The 25,007-nt window shown below is 34.7% G+C and carries 26 protein-coding genes; 18 read left to right on the top strand and 8 right to left on the bottom strand.

The window, feature by feature from the left end; genetic code table 11:
- The first annotated feature begins 109 nt into the window (after nucleotides 1-109).
- The 9 genes from ACM9HF_RS12385 (at nucleotide 110) to ACM9HF_RS12345 (ending at nucleotide 9,008) form a co-directional block, all read left to right on the top strand.
- Nucleotides 110-1,189: a pilus assembly protein PilM gene (locus ACM9HF_RS12385; protein WP_473608725.1), complete on the top strand. Its 1,080-nt coding sequence runs from the start codon at nucleotides 110-112 to the stop codon at nucleotides 1,187-1,189.
- Entirely contained in the window at nucleotides 1,177-1,755 is a 579-nt protein-coding gene (locus tag ACM9HF_RS12380; protein ID WP_473608722.1) for a PilN domain-containing protein, read from the top strand. Before ACM9HF_RS12385 ends, ACM9HF_RS12380 begins: the two co-directional genes overlap by 13 nt.
- 2 nt (nucleotides 1,756-1,757) lie before the next feature.
- On the top strand, nucleotides 1,758-2,354 hold the full coding sequence (locus ACM9HF_RS12375; protein ID WP_473608718.1) for a type IV pilus inner membrane component PilO: 597 nt from the start codon (nucleotides 1,758-1,760) through the stop codon (nucleotides 2,352-2,354).
- A complete protein-coding gene (locus tag ACM9HF_RS12370) occupies nucleotides 2,351-2,884 on the top strand; it encodes a pilus assembly protein PilP (RefSeq protein ID WP_473608715.1) in 534 nt (177 codons plus the stop codon). The genes ACM9HF_RS12375 and ACM9HF_RS12370 overlap by 4 nt, the downstream gene beginning before the upstream one ends.
- Complete coding sequence (locus ACM9HF_RS12365) at nucleotides 2,884-4,968, top strand: type IV pilus secretin PilQ (protein WP_473608711.1); 2,085 nt, start codon at nucleotides 2,884-2,886, stop codon at nucleotides 4,966-4,968. Before ACM9HF_RS12370 ends, ACM9HF_RS12365 begins: the two co-directional genes overlap by 1 nt.
- 150 nt (nucleotides 4,969-5,118) lie before the next feature.
- Nucleotides 5,119-5,637 (top strand): shikimate kinase AroK, encoded by a 519-nt coding sequence (aroK, locus tag ACM9HF_RS12360; RefSeq protein ID WP_473608707.1) that lies wholly within the window; start codon nucleotides 5,119-5,121, stop codon nucleotides 5,635-5,637.
- A 14-nt stretch (nucleotides 5,638-5,651) separates the two neighbouring features.
- Nucleotides 5,652-6,716: a 3-dehydroquinate synthase gene (aroB, locus tag ACM9HF_RS12355; RefSeq protein ID WP_473608705.1), complete on the top strand. Its 1,065-nt coding sequence runs from the start codon at nucleotides 5,652-5,654 to the stop codon at nucleotides 6,714-6,716.
- A gap of 40 nt (nucleotides 6,717-6,756) precedes the next feature.
- Entirely contained in the window at nucleotides 6,757-8,115 is a 1,359-nt protein-coding gene (locus tag ACM9HF_RS12350; RefSeq protein ID WP_473608701.1) for an SPOR domain-containing protein, read from the top strand.
- Nucleotides 8,116-8,162: 47 nt separating this feature from the next.
- Entirely contained in the window at nucleotides 8,163-9,008 is an 846-nt protein-coding gene (locus ACM9HF_RS12345; RefSeq protein ID WP_473608697.1) for a Dam family site-specific DNA-(adenine-N6)-methyltransferase, read from the top strand.
- On the opposite strand, the gene ACM9HF_RS12340 is transcribed toward ACM9HF_RS12345, so the two are convergent.
- Both ACM9HF_RS12340 and ACM9HF_RS12335 read right to left on the bottom strand, forming a co-directional pair.
- On the bottom strand, nucleotides 9,005-9,199 hold the full coding sequence (locus ACM9HF_RS12340; RefSeq protein ID WP_473608693.1) for a DUF2970 domain-containing protein: 195 nt from the start codon (nucleotides 9,197-9,199) through the stop codon (nucleotides 9,005-9,007). The two genes, ACM9HF_RS12345 and ACM9HF_RS12340, sit on opposite strands and share 4 nt — an antisense overlap.
- 109 nt (nucleotides 9,200-9,308) lie before the next feature.
- Nucleotides 9,309-10,001 carry a TorF family putative porin gene (locus tag ACM9HF_RS12335; RefSeq protein WP_473608691.1) on the bottom strand — a complete coding sequence of 231 codons (693 nt, stop codon included), beginning with the start codon at nucleotides 9,999-10,001 and terminating at the stop codon, nucleotides 9,309-9,311.
- 328 nt (nucleotides 10,002-10,329) lie between these two features.
- Between ACM9HF_RS12335 and rpe the strand changes: the two genes are divergently transcribed.
- Nucleotides 10,330-10,998 (top strand): ribulose-phosphate 3-epimerase, encoded by a 669-nt coding sequence (gene rpe / locus ACM9HF_RS12330; protein ID WP_473608689.1) that lies wholly within the window; start codon nucleotides 10,330-10,332, stop codon nucleotides 10,996-10,998.
- A 43-nt stretch (nucleotides 10,999-11,041) separates the two neighbouring features.
- On the top strand, nucleotides 11,042-12,046 hold the full coding sequence (gene trpS / locus ACM9HF_RS12325; RefSeq protein WP_473608686.1) for a tryptophan--tRNA ligase: 1,005 nt from the start codon (nucleotides 11,042-11,044) through the stop codon (nucleotides 12,044-12,046).
- A 79-nt stretch (nucleotides 12,047-12,125) separates the two neighbouring features.
- On the opposite strand, the gene ACM9HF_RS12320 is transcribed toward trpS, so the two are convergent.
- Nucleotides 12,126-13,085: an FHA domain-containing protein gene (locus tag ACM9HF_RS12320; RefSeq protein WP_473608683.1), complete on the bottom strand. Its 960-nt coding sequence runs from the start codon at nucleotides 13,083-13,085 to the stop codon at nucleotides 12,126-12,128.
- Nucleotides 13,076-14,329 (bottom strand): S1 family peptidase, encoded by a 1,254-nt coding sequence (locus ACM9HF_RS12315; RefSeq protein ID WP_473608679.1) that lies wholly within the window; start codon nucleotides 14,327-14,329, stop codon nucleotides 13,076-13,078. The genes ACM9HF_RS12320 and ACM9HF_RS12315 overlap by 10 nt, the downstream gene beginning before the upstream one ends.
- A gap of 214 nt (nucleotides 14,330-14,543) precedes the next feature.
- Between ACM9HF_RS12315 and ACM9HF_RS12310 the strand changes: the two genes are divergently transcribed.
- The 3 genes from ACM9HF_RS12310 to ACM9HF_RS12300 all read left to right on the top strand — a co-directional run bounded on the left by ACM9HF_RS12310 (nucleotide 14,544) and on the right by ACM9HF_RS12300 (nucleotide 17,429).
- A complete protein-coding gene (locus ACM9HF_RS12310; RefSeq protein ID WP_473608675.1) occupies nucleotides 14,544-14,774 on the top strand; it encodes a FeoA family protein in 231 nt (76 codons plus the stop codon).
- A complete protein-coding gene (feoB, locus tag ACM9HF_RS12305; protein WP_473608671.1) occupies nucleotides 14,771-16,963 on the top strand; it encodes a ferrous iron transport protein B in 2,193 nt (730 codons plus the stop codon). The genes ACM9HF_RS12310 and feoB overlap by 4 nt, the downstream gene beginning before the upstream one ends.
- 73 nt (nucleotides 16,964-17,036) lie before the next feature.
- Nucleotides 17,037-17,429 (top strand): MmcQ/YjbR family DNA-binding protein, encoded by a 393-nt coding sequence (locus ACM9HF_RS12300; RefSeq protein WP_473608667.1) that lies wholly within the window; start codon nucleotides 17,037-17,039, stop codon nucleotides 17,427-17,429.
- Between the two features lie 8 nt (nucleotides 17,430-17,437).
- Here the strand turns inward: ACM9HF_RS12300 and ACM9HF_RS12295 are convergent, their stop codons facing one another.
- A complete protein-coding gene (locus ACM9HF_RS12295; protein ID WP_473608664.1) occupies nucleotides 17,438-18,313 on the bottom strand; it encodes a LysR family transcriptional regulator in 876 nt (291 codons plus the stop codon).
- A 95-nt stretch (nucleotides 18,314-18,408) separates the two neighbouring features.
- Here ACM9HF_RS12295 and ACM9HF_RS12290 point away from each other — a divergent pair, with 95 nt between their 5' ends.
- Nucleotides 18,409-18,909: a lactoylglutathione lyase family protein gene (locus ACM9HF_RS12290; protein WP_473608661.1), complete on the top strand. Its 501-nt coding sequence runs from the start codon at nucleotides 18,409-18,411 to the stop codon at nucleotides 18,907-18,909.
- Nucleotides 18,910-19,580: 671 nt separating this feature from the next.
- Here ACM9HF_RS12290 and ACM9HF_RS12285 read toward each other — a convergent pair.
- Both ACM9HF_RS12285 and ACM9HF_RS12280 read right to left on the bottom strand, forming a co-directional pair.
- Nucleotides 19,581-20,558 carry a helix-turn-helix domain-containing protein gene (locus tag ACM9HF_RS12285; RefSeq protein WP_473608657.1) on the bottom strand — a complete coding sequence of 326 codons (978 nt, stop codon included), beginning with the start codon at nucleotides 20,556-20,558 and terminating at the stop codon, nucleotides 19,581-19,583.
- 822 nt (nucleotides 20,559-21,380) lie between these two features.
- The gene (locus ACM9HF_RS12280) at nucleotides 21,381-21,899 is read right to left on the bottom strand and encodes a hypothetical protein (protein ID WP_473608653.1); all 519 of its coding nucleotides are present in this window, start codon (nucleotides 21,897-21,899) and stop codon (nucleotides 21,381-21,383) included.
- Between the two features lie 208 nt (nucleotides 21,900-22,107).
- Here ACM9HF_RS12280 and ACM9HF_RS12275 point away from each other — a divergent pair, with 208 nt between their 5' ends.
- The 3 genes from ACM9HF_RS12275 to ACM9HF_RS12265 all read left to right on the top strand — a co-directional run bounded on the left by ACM9HF_RS12275 (nucleotide 22,108) and on the right by ACM9HF_RS12265 (nucleotide 23,135).
- Nucleotides 22,108-22,383, top strand: coding sequence for a DUF3081 family protein (locus ACM9HF_RS12275; protein WP_473608649.1), 276 nt, complete (start codon nucleotides 22,108-22,110; stop codon nucleotides 22,381-22,383).
- Nucleotides 22,370-22,837: a CIA30 family protein gene (locus tag ACM9HF_RS12270; RefSeq protein WP_473608646.1), complete on the top strand. Its 468-nt coding sequence runs from the start codon at nucleotides 22,370-22,372 to the stop codon at nucleotides 22,835-22,837. The genes ACM9HF_RS12275 and ACM9HF_RS12270 overlap by 14 nt, the downstream gene beginning before the upstream one ends.
- Before the next feature lie 82 nt (nucleotides 22,838-22,919).
- Complete coding sequence (locus ACM9HF_RS12265) at nucleotides 22,920-23,135, top strand: TIGR02450 family Trp-rich protein (RefSeq protein ID WP_473608642.1); 216 nt, start codon at nucleotides 22,920-22,922, stop codon at nucleotides 23,133-23,135.
- A gap of 116 nt (nucleotides 23,136-23,251) precedes the next feature.
- Here ACM9HF_RS12265 and ACM9HF_RS12260 read toward each other — a convergent pair whose 3' ends face one another.
- The gene (locus ACM9HF_RS12260; protein WP_473608638.1) at nucleotides 23,252-25,006 is read right to left on the bottom strand and encodes a sugar phosphorylase; all 1,755 of its coding nucleotides are present in this window, start codon (nucleotides 25,004-25,006) and stop codon (nucleotides 23,252-23,254) included.
- Between the last annotated feature and the right edge of the window lies 1 nt (nucleotide 25,007).

The following is a 25,007-nucleotide window of genomic DNA, read 5'->3' as shown; positions in this document are numbered from 1 at the left end:
AATAAAATTAATAAAATCGTTTAATATTACTAGTATATCCTGTAAAACAGTGTAATAAATGTATTTATGTTTATTATTTTGAATAACAAAAATAACTTAGTAGGATGTTATGTTAAGCAGTCTATGGAAAAAGAAAGTATCACTCATTGTAGGGATTGATATTGGTTCGCATAGCGTTAAAGCTGTGTTAATTAATCAAGGAAGTGACGGTTATACACTTGAGGCGCTGTTAGAAGAAGCAATGCCAAGAGGTGCTGTAATTGACCGTGAAATTCAAGATATTGAAGCTGTTGGTAATGTAATTGCTAAAATAAGAAAAAAAATTACATCATCTGTTACTCATGCAGCCGCAGCTGTTTCGGGTCAAACAGTTATCACGAAATTAATTTATATGGACGTAAACCTTACCGAACAAGAATTAGCGAGCCAAATAGAAATTGAGGCCGATAGCTTAATTCCTTACCCTTTAGATGAAGTTAGCCTAGATTTTGAATCATTAGAGGTTAATGAGTCTGATCCGAGTAAAGTCAATGTACTTCTAAGTGCCGCACGAACAGAATCTGTAGAAGCTCGAGTGTCGGCCTTGGAAAATGGGGGCTTTCAAGCGAAGGTTATTGATGTTGAATCATATGCAATTAGTCGTCCTTACGATTTAATTCTATCTCAATTGCCTGATGATGCTGAAAATAAAGTAGTTGCAATTGTCGATATAGGTTCGGTAATGACTCTGTTTTCAGTAACTGAATCAGGAAGTCATATTTATAGCCGTGATCAAATATTTGGCGGAGAACAATACACTCGTTCAATTGTGTCTTATTACAATAAAACCTTCGAAGAAGCTGAATTTGCTAAAGTAAGTAACGACTTACCACCTAATTATACTTTTGAAGTGCTTGCCCCATTTCATACCGTATTAGTGCAGCAAATTCGTAGGGCTATTCAAATGTTTTTAACTTCAAGCGGAAAGGACAAAGTTGATTATTTGGTAATTTCAGGAGGAACCGCATCAGTAGAAGGCATTGAAAACTTACTGACAGAAGAGCTTGGTATCCATACCGTTATAGCAAATCCTTTCAAAGAAATGCGAAAATCTGAACATATTAATATGGATAAGTTAGAAGCTATGGCGCCTAAGTTTATGGTTGCTACTGGGCTCGCATTAAGGAGTTTTAGTTCATGGCACATATAAATTTACTTCCGTGGCGTGAAGAGGCGGAAAAAACCAAACAAAGAGAATACTTTTCAATATTAGCCCTTGTTGCTATTGTTGCCTTTGCACTAGTTTTTGCTGTTAGCCAATTCTATCAGGCAAAAATTGACGGACAAAACACCAGAAATCAATACTTAAAAAATGAAATTCAAATTTTAGATATTCGTATTGCTGAGATAAAAACACTCGACGAAAAGAAAAAAGAATTAGAGCAAAGAATGAGTGTTGTTGAGCAGTTACAACGGAGCCGAAATGTTGGTACGCAAGTACTTAATGAAATCGCTAAAGTTGTACCTAATGGTATCTATTTAACTGAACTTAAAAAGCAAGATAATACTTTAGAGCTCGTAGGTAAAAGTGAATCAAACAATCATCTAGCCAACATGATTAGAGAGATTGAACGTTCTGATTTGTTTATTGATGCAGTATTAGAATCAATTACATCAACCGATGCAGAAAGCAAATTACTGAGTGATTTTAAAATGAGAGTACTCATTCAGGGATTAAAATCAACAGATGAAAATACAATCCAAGGAGGAAAATAGATATGGAATTAGATTTTTCTCAGTTTAATGATTTAGAAGTTGATAACATAGGCGAGTGGCCCATTTTACCTAAAATAGTGTTAACTATTTTTATAGGTTTGATGGTGTTAGTTTTAGGTTATGTTGGTTTAATTAGTGATAAAATGGACACCCTCAAAAGCGTACAAGCTCAAGAATTAACGTTAAGAGAAGAATATAGAGCTAAGTATCACGTAGCGGCAAACTTAGAATTGTTTCAAGAGCAAATGAAGCAAGCTGAAATACTGTTTGCAAACCAGCTCAAAAGCTTACCTGAAAGTCATGAAACACCAGGTTTATTAGATGATATAACCTTTGTTGGTACAACAAGTGGATTAAATTTTGCTAAATTAAATTGGCAGCCTGAAATTACTAAAGAGATTTATATTGAGCTTCCTATCGATATTGAAGTTCAAGGTAATTATCATGAATTTGGTAATTTTGTGAGTAAAATAGCAGGCTTACCAAGAATCGTAACTTTACATAATTTTGATATTAATTTTATTAAAGATACGGCCGGTGATTTAACGCTCAAATTACAAGCTAAAACGTATCGTTATAGGGAGGCGGAAGAAGAATGAAAAAATTAATTTTTTTACTACCGTTGGTTTTGACTGGTTGTTTTAATGATACTAGTGATATTAGAGCTCATATTGCTTCAGTACAAGCAAATACAAAAACTCATATTGAACCTATGCCTGAAGTTCGGGTATTTAATCACTTTGATTACGAAGCTCAAGATTTACGTAGCCCTTTCGATTTACCTCAGCCTGAAGTTATTCAAGAAAAGATGCAACAAATGTCTGGTTGTTTGAGCCCTGATCCTCGTCGGAGAAAGCAACCACTTGAAAAATTTGCAATTAGTGATTTAACTATGCGTGGTACACTAGGTGAATTAGGTATTACATGGGGCTTAGTTGAAGCATCCGACGCTACATTACATCGTGTTTCTGTAGGTAGTTATGTTGGATTGTTTAATGGAAAAATCACAGAAGTTAACCAAAAACATGTTGCAGTTGTTGAATTAGTCCCTGATGGTGCAGGTTGTTGGGCAGAAAGAGATACTGTTATTACAATGTCGGAATCGGATTCAGAGGGGCAAAGGAAGTAATGTTGCTATTAAATAAAATGAAAAAAAATAAATTATTAAACTATAAATCATTAAATATGAAATTTATCTTCTCAGTATTTGTACTTTTGTTCTCAAACCTAGGGTTTTCTTCAAGCTTAACTGGTGTAAGTTATAACACCATGCAAAATGAAGAAATTAAACTTACTTTTGAGTTGTCAGAGTCAATTGATATTCAGCCAGAAGTTAAAACCATGATGAATCCCGCTAGTATTGATATAACATTCAGTGCTGAAGATTTTGATTTGAAATTAGAAAATACACTTATTGAACATGCTGGCATTAAAAATATTACGGTACAGAAATTATCAGGAAAAGTAGTTGCATCAATCCATATGGATAAGCTATCAATTTTTGATGTATCGCAAGTTGATAATGAGTTTTCATTAGTTCTTAATAAAAACCTGAAAAATTCATCAATGTCTAAATTACCTGATATAGGTAAAGATTTTATTAATCACTTTCAATCAATAGATTTTAGAAAAGGGCAAAGTAATGAAGCCCAAATCTTAGTCGATTTAGCTGATAGTATGGTGGCGGTTGATGTGAGTGATAAATTAGGTAAGTTATATGTCGAGTTTCATAATACTGATATTTCGGAAGATCTCTTATATCAATTAGATGTAACTGACTTTGGTACTATAGTAGCTGGTATTGAAACATTTAAAGAAGGTAGAAATGCCCGTTTAGTTATAGATATTGATGGCGAATTTACTTTTAAACATCAGCAATTAAATAATTTATTTTCATTAACGGTTGCTGAGAAAGTTAAAGTTCCTGGTTACTTGGGGGATAGTGATGATTTTACAGGTAAAGCGATTTCATTAAACTTTCAAGATATTCCTGTAAGAACAGTTCTACAAATTATAGCTGATTATAATGGTTTTAACTTAGTCACAAGTGACACTGTTGCAGGCAATATTACTTTACGACTTGATGGTGTTCCATGGGACCAAGCGTTAGATATTATACTAAAAGTTAAAGGCTTAGATAAGCGCATGGAAGGTAACATTTTAATGGTTGCTCCTAGCGATGAACTTGCTGCTCGTGAAGCACGAGATTTACAGGCTTTACAACAAGTAGAAGAGTTAGCTCCTTTATATTCTGAATACGTACAAGTTAATTACGCTAAGGCTAGTGAATTAGCTGATTTAGTTAAGACGGATGATAATAGCATCTTATCTGAACGCGGAAGTGTAAGTGTTGATGAAAGAACAAATACTTTATTAATACGCGATACAGCAAAAAGTATTGAAGATATTAAAAGAATGGTGACCGTGTTAGATATCCCAGTTCGTCAAGTGGTGATTGAAGCTCGTATGGTTACAGTAAAAGATAATTTAAATGAACAATTAGGAATACGTTGGGGAGTTACTGATGCAGGTGGTGATTATGCTACATCAGGAACAATAGATGGACTTGATGATGCTAATGGCTTATCACAAACACCAGTAGGAACAGGAGCAATTCCAGATATAGGTCAAAGATTAAATGTTAATATGCCTGTTAGTGGTGCGGCAGGTAGCCTTGCTTTTCAAGTTGCTCGATTAGCCAATGGTACAATTTTAGATCTTGAGTTAAGCGCATTAGAGAAAGAGAACAAAGGTGAAATTATTGCTAGTCCGCGTATTACTACGTCCAATCAAAAAGAAGCTTATATTGAGCAAGGTGTTGAAATTCCATATCAACAAGCTGCTTCAAGTGGAGCTACAGCAGTGTCTTTCAAAAAAGCAGTGTTAAGCTTAACGGTTACCCCGCATATAACACCAGACGATCGTATAATACTTGATTTACGAGTGACTCAAGATACGGTATCTGAGGTAACTAATGGTTTTGCTCCTGCCATAGATACACAGCGTATAGGAACACAAGTGTTGGTAAATAACGGTGAAACCATTGTTTTAGGTGGTATTTACCAACAATCTATCATTAATTCTGTATCTAAAGTACCAGTACTTGGTGATATTCCTTATTTTGGTTGGTTATTTAGAAATACTAACAACTTTAGTGAGAAAAAAGAGTTACTTATATTTGTTACTCCACGCATAGTAACAGAGCGTTTTTAACTATTTTCAAGTAAGTGAGGACTTTTCTCCTCACTTACTTGCATTTTACATAGAAGAATTGCGATAATTGCGCCCTTGAAATTTTCGTTGGGGGTTTCCAGATATACCCTATTTTACATAATTGATATTTAATGAGTTAAAGTTAGTCTAATGGCAGAGAAACGTAATATTTTCCTTGTGGGCCCTATGGGCGCCGGTAAAAGTACCATTGGTAGAGAATTAGCAGATAGATTACACCTAGATTTTTACGATTCAGATCAAGAAATTGAACGTCGTACAGGTGCCGATATTGCTTGGGTTTTTGATCTCGAAGGTGAAGAGGGATTCCGTCTAAGAGAAGAGTCTGTAATTGAAGATTTAACTGAAAAGCAAGGTATTGTTTTAGCAACTGGTGGTGGTTCAGTGATTAGTGCTCAGGTACGTAATCGCTTATCAGCACGTGGTATTGTTGTATATTTAGAAACAACAATAGATAAACAAGTTGCTCGTACTCAACGTGATAGACGACGTCCGTTACTTCAAACTGAAGAAGAGCCACGTGACGTACTTGAAAATCTAGCAGTTAAACGTAATCCTCTTTATGAAGAGATTGCTGATGTAATTGTTCAAACAGATGATCAAAGTGCAAAAGTGGTTGCTCATAAAATTATGGAGCGCTTAGATTTCTAAGTTGTATTTAACTCATGACTATTCTTCATGTTGAATTAGATACACGTAGTTATCCAATATATATAGACAAAGGGCTACTATCTTCTAGTAGCCTTGTGTCTGATCACATTCGTGGTAATCGTGTGTGTATTGTATCTAATACAGTAGTACAACCTCTTTATTTATCATTATTAAAAGATTCTTTAAAAGATTTTGATATTGATGAAGTTATCCTTCCTGATGGCGAATCACAAAAAAGCTTAGCTAATTTTGACGTGATTATGTCTCACTTATTATCGAGCGCACATGGCAGAGATACTACTCTTATTGCCTTGGGTGGCGGTGTAATTGGAGATATAACAGGGTTTGCTGCAGCTTGTTATCAGCGTGGCATCGATTTCATTCAGATACCCACAACGCTTTTATCTCAGGTTGATTCATCGGTTGGTGGTAAAACGGCGGTTAATCATCCGTTAGGTAAAAATATGATAGGTGCTTTTTATCAGCCCACATCTGTTTTTATTGATATAAATACTTTAACTACCTTACCTAAGCGTGAATTTAATGCCGGTATGGCTGAGGTTATTAAGTATGGTATTTTGGGAGATTATGACTTTTTTGTTTGGTTAGAAAAGAATATTGACCAAATTAAATCTGGCGAACCTAAAACCTTAAGTAAGATGATAGAAACTTGTTGTCAGCTAAAAGCAGATATTGTCTCGGCTGATGAAAAAGAAGGTGGTATAAGAGCCCTTTTAAACTTAGGCCATACCTTTGGTCATGCAATTGAAGCAGATCAAGGTTACGGCAAGTGGCTTCACGGTGAAGCTGTAGCTACTGGTATGGTACTTGCTGCTAAATTAGCTGTTAAGCTTAATGTATTCGAAGTGTCAGATTTACGACGCGTAGAAGCGTTAATCGAAGCATTCAACTTACCATTAACTGCACCAAGTAATATGGGTTTTAACGAATTTATTTGTCATATGAAGCGTGATAAAAAGAATTTAGCAGGTAAGTTAAGATTTATTATTCCAACTGGCATTGGTAAATCAGAGATCCGTGATGATATTACAGAGGACCTTCTTAAAGAAATACTGTAATAATGAACGCGGTTTAGCGAACATAGTTTAAGAGAATGGTATGTCTTCAGTTGAAAGTACAATAAAATCGTTCGATGAACGTCAAAGTGTTACAACAATAAGTGTCAACGCACGCATAGACTATATTTTACGATTCTCTAAACATGCAGTACTTGTTATTGATAATGATCCAGATGTTTATGCTAATGTTGGCAATGAATTTCTTGGTTCATTATCTAAAGAGCACAATGCTGCTTTTGTTTCAATCTCTTCTAAATTAAATGATATACAAATTAGATGTCGCATTATCGAGCAATTATTTGGTAATACTTTATTTGATCCAGAACAACCTCTCTCTGTTAACGTAATTAAGTTATCTGAAGCTAAAAATGAAGCAATAACCATTGTTATTGCTAATGCTGAATCTCTTTCCTTACAACTTACCCATGAACTTTGCCAATTAGCTGAAATAGCTAAAAAGCTTAATAAAACGATTAATGTATTATTATTAGGTAGGGTTCAGGCCGCAATTAATCTTTCTGAAAATAAACACTTATTTGATAACAAAGTATCAATTTTATTGGCTGAAAATGGGCAACTCATCGGTCTTAATTCATCATTATTGAAAAAAGACTCAGCTTGGGGTTTTAGTAAGTTTTTTTTAATACTTATCGCGTTACTTATTGGTGCCGCTATTTTGAGTGTTGCTTTTATAAAGAGAGATATTTTTGAGAGCAATACAACAGAAATTAATGAACTAGAAGCTGAACCGCTTAATATAGACGAATACAAAAAAGAATTTGTTGAAGTAAAACTTCCTAAACTAGAAACAAATTCATTAAATAAAGATATAAAGCCTATTGTTGCAACGCCTAAAGAAGTTTTTCAATTATTAATAGCAAATGCTCATGAAAACATAAATGAAGTGAATAGTGATAAAAATGTAAGTGATGAAACTCTTGCCGCAACTCAAATTAATGAGTCTTTAAGTGAGCCTAATGAAGATAAAACCGGTCTATTAGCGAATAAAACTTTGAAATTAGTTGATCAAGAAGCAGCTCAAGTCGTTATAAACACAGCACTAGCCGTTAAGGACAGTAAAAAAAACGAAAGTCATGATGATAAGGATTATTATCAAAAGAGCACTAAAGGTTACGTAATTCAATTAGCCAGTTTTGAAAAAATCACAGGATTTAAATCATTTCTCAATACTTATAAAAACAGCGAGCTTTATGGTTACTCAAGACGATTAAAAGGAGCTGTTTCTCATATAGTGACGACACGTATATATAACACTAATGCAGAAGCGAAAACTGCGATAAATGAATTGCCTCAAGCTCTTCGCCAAAGAGGGCCTTGGATAAAGTCAGTTCAAGCGGTGAATAATGAAATCAACCTATACAACAACCTAGATAATTAGTTACAATCCTGCCCACTTAGACAGTGTTAGTTATAAAAAATATTTAGATGAAAATTAAACATAGAGCGTTTCTTAAATGGGCTGGTGGTAAATACACGCTGTCTGACACCATCAATAAAATATTACCAGATGGAAAACGCCTAATTGAGCCTTTTGTTGGAGCTGGTTCTGTTTTTTTAAATAGTGATTATGACGAATATCTTCTCAATGATATTAATACTGATTTAATTAACCTCTATAAAATTGTACAGCACACCCCTGTAAAGTTTATTGAAGATGCCTCTCGGTTATTTAATCAATCAAATAATGTTGCAGAAGCTTACTATCACTTAAGAAGAGAGTTTAATAGCACTAACGATACATATTACCGTTCTCTCTTGTTTTTATATATGAATAGACATGGCTACAATGGCCTGTGTCGTTATAACAAGTCTGGTGGTTATAATGTGCCTTTTGGTAAGTATAAAAAGCCATATTTTCCGCGTGAAGAGCTTGAATACTTTTCAGAAAAGTCAGCTAAAGCTAAGTTTGTCTGCCAAGGATATCGATCTATCATAGATAATGCTGAAAACAATGATGTGATTTATTGTGATCCCCCATACGTACCATTAAGTACTACAGCAAGTTTTACTAGTTATTCAGGTAATGGTTTTGGTTTGGATGAACAAGCTGATTTAGCAAATGCAGCAGAAGAAATCATTAAGAAAGTAAATACTAGCGTACTGATTAGTAATCACGACACTATCTGGACAAGAAAAATTTACGAACACGCCAATAATATTAAATCTATCCAAGTTGCTCGTACAATAAGCCAAAAAGGTGGGGGACGAAAAAAAGCGTCTGAATTACTCGCTTTATATCATTTACCTAAAGCTAATGATATTAAAGGCTAAGGTAAAACAAATGATACCACTAATAACAAGGCTCCTATAAACAGAGCTACTCCAATAACACCTGCTATAATAAAATGGCTAAACTTACCTTGAGTAAAATCACGTTTTCTATTTGATTCACTTTGAACACCTAGAAATGCTGCGCCTACACTTTTTGCGGTATCTTTAAAACTATTTTCACTAATGTTCATAAAGTTATTCCTTTTATCTAGGTACTTTAGAATAGGGCAAAAGCAGGCGAAAAAAAAGCCTAAATAATTATTTAGGCTTTTTGATTTATTTTTGACTTATGAAGTTTGATTATAAATCAAAGTCTACCGCGTAAGAGACATAGAATTTCATATCTTCTTCATCAGTAAGACCGCTATCATCACTAAAGCTAGTTTTAGAAACACCTAAAGTAAAGCCATCTTTGCTGATAGATACACCTAGGTCTGTAGAATCAGTAGAAAAATCACCACTATAATCTCCCACGTGTAACGCTATTTCAGCACCACTTGCTAAAGCAAATGAGTAATCAATATTAGCGTAAACAGAATCACCAAACTCAGCACCGTCTCCGCCAGCTTCTGAGTCAGCTAATACAGCAACCCCAAAAGAAAAGCCACCAGCAGATATGCTTGCATATATTTCTGAGAAATCATTTTCATCAGCAACTGAATCTGGATACGCATAATAAATATACCCAACATCGTACGAAACATTTTCGTTGATATCACCACCAAAGCCAAAATAAAAATCTAATTCAGTTTTCATGTCGCCCCAAGAAGCGTTAGACGCCCAAGTACCAACGTAAAAACCAGAATCAGCAGCATAATCAATACCGCCAGAAATAGCAGCTGAACCACCTGTTTGTTCAAGGCCACGCCATAGGTAATTGTTAGTCGCTGCAACGTTTGCAGACAAACCTTCAACAGCTGAAGCTTGTGTAGAAACAAATGCAGAAGTTGCTACTGTTGCACTAAGTGCGATTGATAAAAGTGTTTTTTTCATGTTTAGTTCCCTAATGTTTTTATTTACTTACTACAAAGCAATATGAATGCCTAAATATTATATTTGGTTAATAAGTAAGTAATATCAATGTGTTAATGGTTTTATTTTTATGTCTGATACAATTATAATTTGCTAAGTGAACGTTTTTGGTGCGATATAGTGGCATGGCGCACCATAAGTGAGCTTTTGTTACTTCAAGATGATTGTAGGTATTCATGACAGCCATTACATTATTGGAATAGCTAGACTTATTAATAATATTATCAATAATGGAAAAATTATGAGCTTTGTTATAAAGTAGCGCTGATTTTCTTTGAAGGATTTATCTATGTCTTTTTTAATTGCCCCCTCTATCCTATCGGCAGACTTTGCGCGTTTAGGCGATGATGTTGCCGAAGTATTAGATGCTGGTGCAGATGTGATCCACTTTGATGTTATGGATAATCACTTTGTTCCTAATTTAACTTTTGGCCCAATGATTTGTGAAGCATTAAGAACATTTGGTATTAAAGCACCGATTGATGTGCATTTAATGATTAAGCCAGTTGATAGCTTAATTCCTGCTTTCGTTAAAGCCGGAGCTGATATTATTACTTTTCATCCAGAAGCAACTGATCATGTTGATAGAACATTGCAGTTAATAAAAGATTTAGGATGTAAAGCCGGTGTAGTGTTAAACCCAGCTACGCCTTTAAACTGTTTAGATTATATTATGGATAAAGTAGACGTTATTTTATTAATGTCAGTTAATCCTGGTTTTGGTGGGCAAAAATTTATACCTACTACTATTGATAAAATTAAACACGTTAAACAAAAAATTACTGAAAGCGGTAGAGATATAAGGCTTGAAGTAGATGGTGGAGTTAATAGCAAAAACATTGCTGATATTGCAGCGGCGGGTGCCGATATGTTTGTTGCTGGAAGCGCTATTTTCTCTCAACCCGATTATAAAGTAGCTATTGATGAACTACGAACTGAGTTATCAACAGTTAAGTAATAACTTGTAAATATAAATATTATTGAATAAATAAAGGAAAACCATGAGTAAACCTATTGTATTAAGTGGCTGCCAACCGTCAGGTGAATTAACTATTGGTAATTATTTAGGGGCTTTAAAACAGTGGGTTAATATGCAAGATAGCCACGAATGTTTTTATATGCTGGTTAATCAACATGCTATTACTGTTCGTCCAGATCCTGAAGCACTTCGTAAAGCAACCCTTGATGGCTTAGCGTTATATTTAGCTTGTGGCGTTGACCCTGATAAAAGCACGATATTCATTCAATCGCACGTTCCAGAACATGCACAACTGAGTTGGGTGCTTAATTGTTACACTCAAATGGGTGAGTTAAACAGAATGACTCAGTATAAAGATAAGTCGCAAAAATCTGAAGCTCATATGAATTCAGGATTGTTTACTTACCCAGTACTGATGGCTGCAGATATATTATTATACAAAGCGGATAGAGTGCCAGTTGGCGATGATCAAAAACAACATTTAGAATTAGCGCGAGATATTGCAACACGCTTTAATAATATTCACGGTGAAATATTTACAGTACCTGATCCATTCATTCCTGAATTTGGTGCTCGTGTAATGAGCTTACAAGAGCCGACTAAAAAAATGTCTAAATCAGACAACAATCCAAGCAATTTTATTGGCTTGCTTGAAGAACCTAAAAAAGTAGCGAAAAAAATCAAACGAGCGATGACTGACTCTGACGAACAAGCGAATATTTATTTTGACGTTGCTGAAAAACCAGGTGTTTCTAACTTACTATCTTTATTATCTTGCTGCACAGGTAAAACCGTTGAGTCTTTAGTACCTGAATATACTGATAAAATGTATGGTCACTTAAAAGGCGATGTTGCTGAGGCTGTAGTTGCTTTATTAGAGCCAATACAAGAGAAGTATCATCAGTATAGAAACGACCAAGCCTTCTTAGACTCGGTTATGCGTAAAGGGGCTGAAAAAGCTTCAGCACATGCACAAACAGTACTTAAATCTGTTTATGAAGCGGTGGGTTTTATTCCTCGCCCGTAGTGATTTTATTCAAGCTTATTAAAAAGGCCACGTAAACTGAGTTTACGTGGCCTTTTTAATTTCTAATTCGCAACGTTGTTTAGTCTTTATCTATCTCTTTAGTCGCTTTTTCAAATAGCTTAGTGCTATCTTCAACAAACTCATCAACACTTGAACTAGATGTTATATTAAAGTTTGGCGTCATTAGCGTAGCGTTGTATTGCGGACGCGGATTAAACTCAGGCTTTTTACTTAATTGAATTAATTCTGTTCCGCCATACAATAAAATAGTTAGTCCAATCGAAATAACCATACGTCTGCGTTCGGTCGTATGAAAACCAATGCTACAGTTAAACCAAAATAAACAAAAAGCTAAGCCAATAGGTACAATTGAAACTAGCCACATTAACGGCCATTGGCTTGATACGTTAAACTGAACAAAACGTTCAATAATGTCACTTACCCACATTAAATTGAAAAAGATAAAACAAATACCCAATTGGCTGGTAATACGTGCATCATGTTTTGTTAAATGTGAAACAACCGAAATAGCCGCAGGCCATAAAGCAAACATCAAGGTCATACTTATGGCAGGAACAAGCAATTGTGTAAAAGTAACTTCTTTGCCGTTATTTAAGTAAAAAATAAAACCAGTAACAAAAGCAAATAATGCAATACTAAACGCTATGGTTGCAGGGTGCCTTGCGATATTAATTAAATTTTCAAATGGGCTAAAAGTCGCAGTTTCTTCAATAGGGTGATTAGGAAAGAATACACGTATTTGGCTCTTACCTAATGAAATTACATCACCAGATTTAATCTTGTGGTTATTTATTACCTGTTTACTGTCTTCTAAAAAACTTCCATTAATAGTGTCAGCGTCAGATACAAACCATGCTTCGCCATCAAAATTGAAATTAAGATGATCAGCACATACATGAGGATCCGATATAATAATATCGTTTTGGTAACCTCTGCCTATATTTAGAGAAGGTTGAGAAAACTTATGTCTGCCAATTAGCTTGTGGCCTTTACTTATTTCTTCAATGATTATTTCCATGTAACAGACTCCATAAACTTCTTAGTAAACTTCATCGCTGAGTCTTGAGTAACACCGGCAACCGTAAAGTGACTCAATAACGCTTGGTCGTTTTTATCAATAGAGGCGGCTAAATATAATATATCGAATAATCCAGAAAAATCTTTGTAGGCTCTAGTACAAAAAATGGTTTTGTTTTTAATTCCTTTATGAGTCGGCATTACAATATCATGTTGGCACTGAAACTCAGTTACATCTTCTTTTGTTGCTTTATTTGCAGGGCCTGCTCTTTTAATTTGTTGCTCGTACAAGGTATAAAACTTAGTTTCACTAAGTTCTTTCGCCTGCATATATCTATATTCCATTTCTAAAAAACCAGTAAAAAAATTAGAGGAGAGGAACGTATTTTCTTCTAATGTACAGTTAGCTACAGCCGTTAAAATAAGGGCATCTGCTTTATCGGCATTAGAGTCACCCCAACACTTAATAAAAGGTACATCAACGGTAGGGATCAAACTTTCACCAAGCTGTTTTAGCTGCCATTCGCTGTTGAGTATTGTTGAAATGAGCTTTTCTTGATTTGTTGATAATTGCGCTAGCATTTGTTTTTCTATATTTTCTGGTGGCGCTACTTTATAAGCATTAAAGAGTGTAACTAGTTTATCGTGTGGTACTAAAAAACCAATTTGATTTCCAGAGGTGGCCACGTTAATGCCTACAACTTCTGTTTGAGCATTTACAACGGGTCCGCCACTCATACCTGAGTTTACTGAGCCGGTAAAATGAATGCGATCGTTAAACGACTCTTTCTTTAAACCGTTGTATGTACCCGGTACTACTATCATGCCTAAATCGTGTGGATTACCTAGCGAGAATAATTCTTCCCCTTTAGTAGGGGTTGATTCAGAAATAACGAAGAAAGGCATTTCACTAGAAACGTCACGCTTTACTAAAGCCAAATCGTTAATAACTTCTACGCTTTTTAATTCGAGATCCCCTTTATTCCCCTTATTGTCTAAATACTCTATTCTGTATTTACTTGGGTGACGTGCATAACCTGAAATTACATGATAATTGGTTGCTATTAAACCGTCACTTGTAATTTGGAAACCTGAACCGATCGATGACTTTTCACCACTAGCTTTGTCAATTAACCTAATTTGATATAAAGAAGGAGCAAGTTGTTTAAAAATAGCTTCTGCTTGTTCTGTTGCATTACATATACTGCTTGTTGCTATAAGTAGTAAGGCGATAATACCTTTCATTTATAATCCTTATCGTTGATCTCTTTTCTATTGTGCCACTGTAAATTTAATTGTCATCCATTATCCCGTTAAATATAACGATTTTATTTGATGTACAACATGGCTTATTGTTGATTAGCTCAAATAAGTTGTAAGGATTTATTTTTTAAGTTGTAGCATTACTTGCGTTTTAGTATTATCAAATGATAATTATTATCGTTTACTTGTGGCTTATATGACTCTATCTGAATTACCCATTAATAAACAAGCTCGTATTTGTTTTTTACCTGATAATTTTACTTTAAGTGCGCAGCTTATTGAGCAGGGGTTTGCCCTGAAAACGAATATTTCTTTGGCGCATAAAGCACCTTTTAATGGTCCGCTTGCTTTTTACTTACACGGTACAAAAATGTGTTTGCCACGTGATATTGCTAATCAAATAAAAATTGAGTTATTAAACACATGATAGAACAAAACTTTGCATTAGTGGGTTTTGCCAATTCAGGTAAAAGCACATTATTTAATGCATTAACTGGGGCGAAACAAAAAACCGGTAATTGGACTGGTGTAACGGTCGCATCAAAACAACAAACGTGCGATTTCAATGGGAAATCTACCTTATTAACTGACTTACCTGGCGTTAGTTCACTTACTCAGCGTAATCAGCAAGGCCAAGATTTATCTATTACTCAAAATTTTTTGAAAGAACAATCCATTGATTGTTTGATTAATGTAGTAGATGTAACTCAGCTTAAACGCCAACTTTATTTAACAACGCAGCTACTTGAATTGGGCTTGCCTATGGTGGTAGTGCTAAATAAAAGTGATCGAAAAGAAGCTGAAAATATTGATTTAGATAAATTATCTAGTCAACTGGGTTGTCCGGTAGTTCGCGAAAATAGTACGGATAAAAATGCAGGGCGAGCACTTAAAAAAGTATTCCAACATCTACCTAAAAAGCGACAAGTGCAGCATGTATTAACCTTGCCTGACGAGCTGGCTAAAGAATTAATAGATAAAAAAGATATTCCACTCTCGTTAGAGCGCAAAGCTTGTTCTAATGGGGGATCGTGCCAGTCTAATGATAAACAAGCTTTAGCTGTTATGCAGGCAAGATATACTTTTATTCAAGAGTTATTAATTAACGTTACGGTATTACCTACAGAAAACACGAGTTTTAGTGATAAAGTTGACCGCTGGATGTTGCATCCTGTACTTGGTGTGCCATTTTTTTTAGGCATGATGTATTTATTGTTCATGTTTGCTATTAATGTTGGTAGTGCCTTTATTGATTTTTTTGATATTTTAGCTGGTGCAATATTTGTAGATTATCCTCTTCACTTTTTAAGTAGTTTCGATTTACCTGCTTGGCTAACAACTATTATTGGTGGTCTTGGTTTAGGTATTCAAACGGTTGCCACCTTTATCCCTGTTATTGCTTGTTTATTTATTGGCTTATCTTTATTAGAAAGTAGCGGATATTTAGCCAGAGCTGCTTTTGTAGTAGACAGTGCTATGCAGAAAATTGGTTTACCCGGTAAAGCTTTTGTACCCTTAATTGTTGGGTTTGGTTGTACTGTTCCTGCCGTAATGTCAGCGCGTATTTTAGATAACGAACGTGAACGAATTACCACGGTAATGATGTCGCCGTTTATGTCTTGTGGGGCGCGGTTACCGGTTTATGCTTTATTTGCTGCCGCATTTTTTCCTGATTCAGGTCAAAATATTGTCTTTTTACTTTATCTTATTGGTATTGCTGCCGCTTTATTTACAGGCTTGATGCTTAAAAAAACCATTTTAATGGGGAGTAATTCTATTAACATTATGGAATTACCTTTATACGAATGGCCTAAATTGTCATATTTATTCAAACGAGTATGGCAAAGAACTCGCTCTTTTGTTTTAGGTGCAGGTAAAACCATTGTAGTTGTGGTTTGTATTTTAAACTTTTTTAATTCATTAGGAACGGATGGTGAATTTGGTCATAACGATACGCAAGACTCTCTATTAAGCCGAAGTGCTCAAGTTGTAACGCCGTTGTTAGCACCAATGGGAGTTAAAGAAGATAACTGGCAAGCAAGTGTTGGTATTATTACAGGGCTATTTGCAAAAGAAGCGTTAGTGGCAACGTTTAATAGTTTATATTCATCACCTTCTACCGATCCTGAAAGCCCAGAATCGTTTACCGATTTATGGCAGCAAGCAATAACAAGTATTAGTGATAATTTGCAAGGAATTAAAGCCGATGATCCTCTTGGAACCGATATTGGGGATGTTTCTGATGTACATGTTGCGGCTCAAGAGCAAGGCGTAGAAGAAAGCACAATCACCATTATGCAAGCGGCTTTTGCGGGTAAAATAGGTGCATTTAGCTATTTACTCTTTATTTTACTTTATACCCCTTGTGCAGCAGCAATGGGAGCTATTAAGAATGAAGTCGGTACACGTTGGGCTATTTTTGCCGCTTCGTGGAGTTTTAGTTTGGCTTATTTATCAGCAGCAGCAACATACCAAGTGGCTACATTTGTGCAAACACCCGTACATTCATTTATCATTTTGACGGTCATAACGCTTGTATTTTTGAGTATTTACCTTGGTTTAAAACGTTTTGGTAAAAATATATTAACAATTCCAACGCTAGTGACTTACTATTGATGCTATTAAAGTGCCTAATACCAATTTCGTTAATAAATTGGTATTAAGAGTAATTTTGCAAAAGGAGTTACAAGTGAATAATGAGCAAGTAAAAAAGTATTTATTAAGTAAACCCGAAGCGGCTCTATACCATCCATTTGGTGATGATGTAGAAGTTTATCGCGTAAAACATAAAATGTTTGCCACACTCTCTTTAGGTAAGGGGACTGAAAAAGAAGTGGGTAGCAAAATGGAAGGGCATTATTGCGTTAACTTAAAATGCGACTCTGAAGAAGCAATTATGCTACGCGATATATTTCCTTCGGTTATTCCCGGATACCATATGAATAAACGCCATTGGAATACGGTTATTCTTGATGGCTCAATCCCGAAAGGTGAAATTGAACGCATGATTGATAATTCGTTTAAGTTAGTGGTAGGTAATATGAGTAAGGAAGATCAGCAGTCAATTTTAGTACATTTATAATTATCACTTCATTCTTTAATAAATTCGCAAATAATAGATTTTATATAGTGATTTCGCTTAGTTTCGAAAGATTGTCGATTATGGCAAAGATATAACGATTCACCTACAGAATGCTCAAGCTGATGTATACGAATATCAAGTTGTTTATGAAAAGCATTAACTGCATGTAAAGGTAAAATTGTAAAACCGATCCCACGGCTAACGGGTTCTAAAATCAAGCTTATTTGATTAGAGAACCCTTTACGTTCAAATTGTTCAATATGTTCAAATGCAGCAAAATTTTTACTTAATAGTAACTGTGCATGATGAGCTGCATCAGGATGAACAATAAAACCTAAATCTAATAATTTCTGCCAACTAATTGAGGTTATCTTATTTGAGGTAACTAAAACCAAGGGCTCTACTGCTATTTTTTTACACACTATATTTGGGGTTTTGCTAAGCTGCGTTAATAAACCCATATCAACTTTTCGCTCAGCTATTTTCTCTTCAATATCGCGGTTAGGCCCAAAAGTATAATCAATAACTAAGCTTGTGTGTTGCTGTTGAATGTTTAATAAGTAGGGATATAACTTTAAACCTATGCTCCCAGGAGAAACTATTTTTACAGTACCTGAAAATGGTTCATCTAATTTAATAGATGCTTCAAGTTCAGTTAAGCTATTGAGTAAGTATTTACCTTGCTGATACAGCTTTTCTCCCGCAGAGGTTAATGAAAATGATTTTCCATCCCTAATAAGTAGCGGCGTATCAAGTTGTTGTTCTAATTTTTTAATGTGCTGACTAACACCCGATTGTGTCATAAATAACCCTTCAGCCGTTTTGGTAAAGTGCCCTATATCTACTAGGGTGCAAAATGTTTTAAGCCAGCTAGGATTTATCATTACAAAACGTACTTATAATTATTGATATTGATAATTTTTTATACTCTATCATTAAGGGTAAACTTTGCATATCAAAACTAATTAAGGAAGCTATTATGAGTAAAGCATACCCACGAACATTCTCACATATCGGTATCTCAGTACCTAGTGTCGAAGAAGCTGTAAAATTTTACACCGAAGTACTGGGCTGGTACTTAATTATGAAACCTACCATTATTGAAGAAGATGACAGCCCAATAGGCGAAATGTGTACAGATGTATTTGGCGCTAACTGGGGCAAGTTTAAAATTGCTCATATGTCGACAGGTGACAGAGTAGGAGTTGAACTCTTTGAATTTAAAAACCAAGAGAGTCGAGAAAATAATTTTGAATACTGGAAAACAGGTGTTTTTCATTTTTGTGTACAAGATCCAAATTTGGAAGATCTTGTAGAGAAAATCGTTGCTGCTGGCGGTAAAAAAAGGATGGATAAACCACGTTACTACTATCCCAATGAAAAACCATACCGCATGATTTATATGGAAGACCCGTTTGGTAATATTCTTGAAATTTACAGCCATAGTTATGAATTAACATATGCAGCGGGTGCTTACTAAATGATATTTATTTAATTTTAAAGAGGTTCCTACGCGCCGTAGGCGAGGCATTTATTTTAATAAGGAGAATTAATTATTAAATAAATAACGATGCCATTGGTCATTTAAACGAGTATAAATGACCAATGGGTTATTGTGATTGGTAACGAGTATACAAAAAATATATTATTGATAAGGTTATTTAACCTCAACTCGGGTTAATGAATGTTAGATAATGAATTAAAATTCTTATTTATCAAAATCTTAATCTGTATCGTTGTTTTCCTAAGTTATATTAATCTCTCAACATTGATATTTTTGTGTATAACAAGGCGAATTTTTCTATCTAATAGCTGGCTATTAGTAATAAATTCAACGAAGTTAGGTATAAAAATAGCTTGTTGAGTAACTTTGCTTATCCCGAGCTGAGGTTATTTAGTTCTTGAAGCTTCTCAAGCAATGAATGTGAGTTATTACTCAGCAAGCAGGTTTGACAGTTAAAAGGCGAACGTAATGGAATTACGAGTAAAGCAACACCATTAACACCAAAAAACTTGAAATACGTGAACTCAAAAAACGTATTGCTCGTATTGAATATGGAAAGGAAACTTTAAAAAAGGCTACGACTCCTTAATGTCGGACTTGCTGAACAGTTCACAATAATCAAAGCCTTTCAAGAGAGCCATGAAGCTTCAAGACTCTTCTTTATCCAATAACTCCATTAATCCAACCAGTGCGGCAAAAAGTACAGCGCCCACCGGCCAAACAATCCACGTTATTCCCCACGCCATAGTCCACAAGCTCCAGCCAAGATATATAGCGACTAATAAAGGCCAGTAGAATGCAGCAAGTTTCTCTGCACGTTTTGTACGTTTGCTTTTTTCTTTAGCGCTATTATCTTTCAAAATATTGTTGTAAGCATCATATTTAGCGGATACAGGAGCCACAATGTATATTCCTGTTGCTATCATGAGGAGCAAAACAATTAGCATGATTAAAATAATATCAGAACTATTGAAAAACATAGTGGCAAACATTAAGGGCATAAAACTGAATATGAATATAAATATACCTATTGATAATTTTAGATTATAGGTAGATCTGAATTTTTGTAATTTGTCTTTAAAAATACTGTGAACGCCATAAGCTAAATCAAATGTCTCATTTTCTATCGAAGCTATATCACTCTCATATTGGTTTGTTCTAATAAAAAAACTTACTCCAATAGATATCATTACTAATACACCTACAACGCCTATCCATGCTGCAACATTACTTGTTATATTCAATCTATTTGTTTCAGCCATTGCCAAAAAGAAAAGTAGCGGTATTACTGAACATACACAAAGCACAACACCCTTAGTAATTAATGCTGATACTTCTACCTTATTTTCAACATACTTCAATGATTGTTCTAAATTAATTTGAATAGTACTCGGCTCTGTACTTTCACTGAGAAGTTCTAATTCTTCAATATCGTCTTTTAATAGAAAGTCTGTTGAGACCTCAAAAATATCCGCTAACATAATGATTCTATTTATATCAGGTATACTGTTTGCGCTTTCCCATTTAGAGACTGATTGTCTGGAAATACCCATCTTCTCAGCCAGCTCTTCCTGCGACCAACCCAACTGTTTTCTTAATTTGATAATTTTATCCGCTAATATCATAAGGTTCATTCCTTCATCTGTTGTTGAGCGGTAAGCTTAGGTAGTTAGGTAGTTGCAGGCTAGCAAGTCAGGAGGTTAATTTGTCAACCCACAGTTGCATTTACAATAAATAGTTAAATATATTCTTTATTTGGATGCTAGCAAGTTAGTTTTTTCATTTAAACGATAGAACAAAAAATTTAACGTGAACGTATTTTTAATGTGAAGTTACCGTTGATAATAACCAAGCAGTAAAAGCAAATAAAATAGTCGTTGTCACAGCATAAAAACATTACCATTTGTTCACTTAAATGTTGAGATAAATTCACATTAGATAGTAGATAAAAGTTTAGATATACCCGTTATCATTCAAGATGCATGTTGCAGTGGGAACTAAAAACAATTTAAGCACAAATTTTATGTTCCAAAAAAAATCTAAGTCCATCCATGTATGCAAGGCATTAAGTTTACGTTATGGTTATTCACGCTAACTGCTCCTGCGTTACCCTAATATCTTAGATCCTATAGGAAGCTGACTAAAGTTAATAAGCCCCATAAATTGTTTTTAGATCCGTTGGAGAAAGGCTTGAGCAAAATCATTTCTTCGTTAATCCTTTTTATAAGGGACGACCATTATTACAAAGTATTGCCTTGAATTAATATCGCCCAAGAGCTATAAAATAGCCTCTTGAGTGGTAACGGGTATATTCTGTTATTACTTCATCAAACACATCCTTGTGTTGCTGTATTACTTTATTTAACCTGAACTCGGTTTAAGATATTCTTAACGAATTAAAATATAAGAAGAAATAGTTTTATTAAGCCGAATTCAGGTTATTTAAATTAAGGCGCTAAAAAGCTTCTTACCTGATTTAATGCAGCTACGGAAAAACCCTCATCATAAAAATATACAATAATCCCATTTTTATCTAACAATAATACTCTGGCATTGTTGGGATTTTCATTACCCGTAAATATTTGAACCTTTTCACCATCTTCATATACGGTAACTACGCCTTTCCATAGCTCTTTAGGGATACCTTTGCGCATACCGTTATCAATCATAGTACTGAACATACGTGGGAATAAGCCTTGTATGGTAGGTATTTCATAAACATCTACTTTAGTTTTTGTCATGTCTAAACCGATCAGCCATCTATCAATATCAAATTGTGAATTTTGTTTATAACCAACAAGCAATAAAGTGAAGTCGCCTTTGAAATCTTCTGGAATACTTACCTTATTTTTTTCAAGGTTTTGTCCAATTACTGAAGGAAATGTTTTTCCTGTAATTTGTTGATTTGAATAAGTACTGCTACACCCTGTTATTAGTACTAAAAGGGCTAAGAAAAAAATTCTCATGTAAGTGTCCTGTTATTTATTACTGTAATAAATTAACCATACGTTTAAGCATTGAGTTTAGCTCACTATTTGTTGGTTCATGATCATCATTTGTTACGTGTTTATAGTATGACTGAACTATTTTTAGCATTGACACGTATTAATCTTTGAAACTTATTTTCTACATATTTTGTGTAGAACTCATTTGAAACGCTAAACTGAGTCTGCAATGCCTACTATAAATACATCTCAATACCTTTATGTTTTTAATCACGTAATCACTACTGGAATTAACCGAGAGGGGCGGTTTTATTTGGGTAAGCTTTCTGCTTGGTATGATTTTGACGGATACACTTGTTATCTCGGCTATAAAGATCTCACGATGACTTTATATTTTCATAATCGTTTTTCGTTTGATTATCAGGAAGAAGCAACGCTAAAAGAATTTTATTTATTGATTGAAAAAAGTGAAAAAGAGTTTACAACAAATCATGACAGAACATAGCTTTAATGATTGGGACGTTACTAACGATGGTGTTATGGGCGGGTTATCTCAAGGCCATGTAATGCTAAGCAATAAAATTACTGTTTTTTCAGGCGCCATTTCAATTGAAAACAATGGCGGCTTTACCAGTGTATTTACAAAAATATCTACACTTTCAAAAGATATAAAATCAATTCATGTTCGTATAGTCGGAGATGGTAATACTTACCAGCTAAGAATTCGAAGCAAAGTGATGGGCTATAACCTTGCCTATAAAATAGCGTTTAAAACGAAGGTAAATACTGTAGAAACACATTGTTTTACATTAGCTGATTTTGAAGCGTCTTTTAGGGGGCGCTCAATAACGAGTGCGCCATTATTACAGGCACACGTTATTACCCATGTTGGATTTTTAGTTTCAGCAAAGCAACGTAGTCATTTTTCATTGGCTATTCACTCCATTGTATTTAAATAATGCTGGAGTTACATGAATCAACGTTGCTTGGTTTAAAGCCGTAAATGAAGGCAAGAATTAAGCTCATAAGAGAATATTTAATATGAATAAAGTAAGCCCTAAGTCTTTATTACACAGTAAGTGGACTAAAGTTGAAGTAGAAAATAGAGAAAAACATTTTATGATTACTAAGGTAAATGTTGATGATGAACAACGTATTGTTGAATGTAAAATTGAAGCCGTTATATCTAAAAATGAATACTCCATTAACTGGCGAGATTTAAAGGATAACCAATGCTGGAAGCTGGGCTGGCAATAGCGACTGCTTTATTATTAAGTATAAAATACACTAAGTTATTCTTAAGTGTATTTTAGATGGTTAAGGTTATTTATTGATTTTTTAAGTATTCAATAAATAACCTTAAGAGCTGCTTTTTATTTACCGCGTGTATTAGCAATCCAAACACTTTGATATGGCGCTAATTCAATTTCTTCGGTTAAGTCGGTGACTTCTGTACCGCTAATTAATTCAAACCAGTTTTCATTTACAATTAAGTTAAGTTCACTTAATGGTAGCGATAAAGGTTTGTCAGTAATATTACTGATACAAAAAATACTTTGTTTTCTGTCTTGGCTTTGTCGCCAAAAACCGAATAATTGTAAGCCTAAATGTAAAGTAAATTGCGTAGCATTGGGATGAAATGCTGGCTGTTTTATTCTTATCGCTAATAATTTATTGAGTGTTGTAAGTACTTCACCGTGATGTTTACCCGTGTCTTGCAGAGCATCAATAAGTAAATCATCTTGCCAGCGATGACGATTGATTGATCGATTACTACCTGTATCTTCAACCTTTTTATAGTCATTTTGTGTACCGAGCATACCATGGATATATATACCGGGAATACCTTCTAGCGCAAACATAATGCTATGAGCACATATAAAACGAACCATATTAAATTCGTCTTTACCTTCAGTTGTGCCTTGCATAGCATCAAATAAAGAGATGTTCATTTCGTAAGGTTTTTGCGTACCGTCTTCTGTGGTTCTACAAGATATTTTGCCACCAAAACCTTCAATGGTTTTTACTAAGTCATGGGTTTCTTCGTCACTTAATAAACCTTCTACGGGTCTTAATCCTACACCGTCATGTGAGGCGATAAAATTAAAGTAAGTGGTACCATCTTGTGCGGGTGGCATGCTCATTAACCAACGTTTTAAATATAAACAACTTCCTGTTAATAAGGTGTTGATAAGTAAAGGTGGTAAAGAAAAGTTATATATAGCGTGCGCTTCGTTTGCATTACCAAAATACGTTAAATTTTGGGTGTTGGGGATATTGGTTTCTGTAATGATGATAGCGTCGTGCCTAGCATGCTCTATTAAGGTTCTAAGTAAGCGAACCACTTCGTGCGTTTCTGGTAAGTTTATGCAAGGGGTTCCTGCTATTTTCCATAAGAAAGCAATGGCATCAAATCTAAAAATTTTAACGCCCATGTCTAAATATTGTCGAATAATAATAACAAAAGCTTTTAGTACTTCTGGATTTCTAAAGTCAAAATCTACTTGATCGTGACTAAAAGTACACCACACCGACTTTTCACCTGAAGCGGTATTCACTTCTCTAAATAATGGAGATGTTCGAGGGCGTACTACATCGGAGGTGTCTGTGTCTGCTGGTGCAGTAAAGAAAAAGTCGTGACCTTCGCCTTCACCTTTAATAAAGTTTTCAAACCAAAAACTACGACTTGAGCAATGATTTATTACTAGGTCAGACATTAAGTTTCGCTCTTTTGCGATAAGCTTAATGTCTTCCCAATCGCCAAGTGATTGATTAACGGTTGAATAGTCAATAATTGAAAATCCATCGTCAGAGCTGTAAGGAAAAAACGGTAATATATGAACGCTGTTTATAGTGTCGCTCATATTATCGTTAATAAAACGGCGTAGTGTTTTTAGTGGTGCTTCGTTATCTTTAACTATACTGTCACCGTAAGTAATTAAAATAACATCTTCTTCTGACCACTGGTTAGTATAGGGCGCCACAGCTGAACAATCGTCAGACAAGCGCATTAACTCTGTGATTTGCTTTGCCAAGTCGTCTGTCGATTGCGTTAGGCTAATGTCTTTATAAATAAATTCAAGTTGTTGACTGAGTTTACCTAGTAATTGTTCATAGTGTGTCACCATA

Origin of the sequence: Colwellia sp. RE-S-Sl-9, from assembly GCF_048296855.1 — a bacterium.
Taxonomy (GTDB): domain Bacteria; phylum Pseudomonadota; class Gammaproteobacteria; order Enterobacterales; family Alteromonadaceae; genus Pseudocolwellia.
Note: the sequence above shows the minus strand (reverse complement) of the source record. Positions and strands in the feature narration are given on the sequence as shown.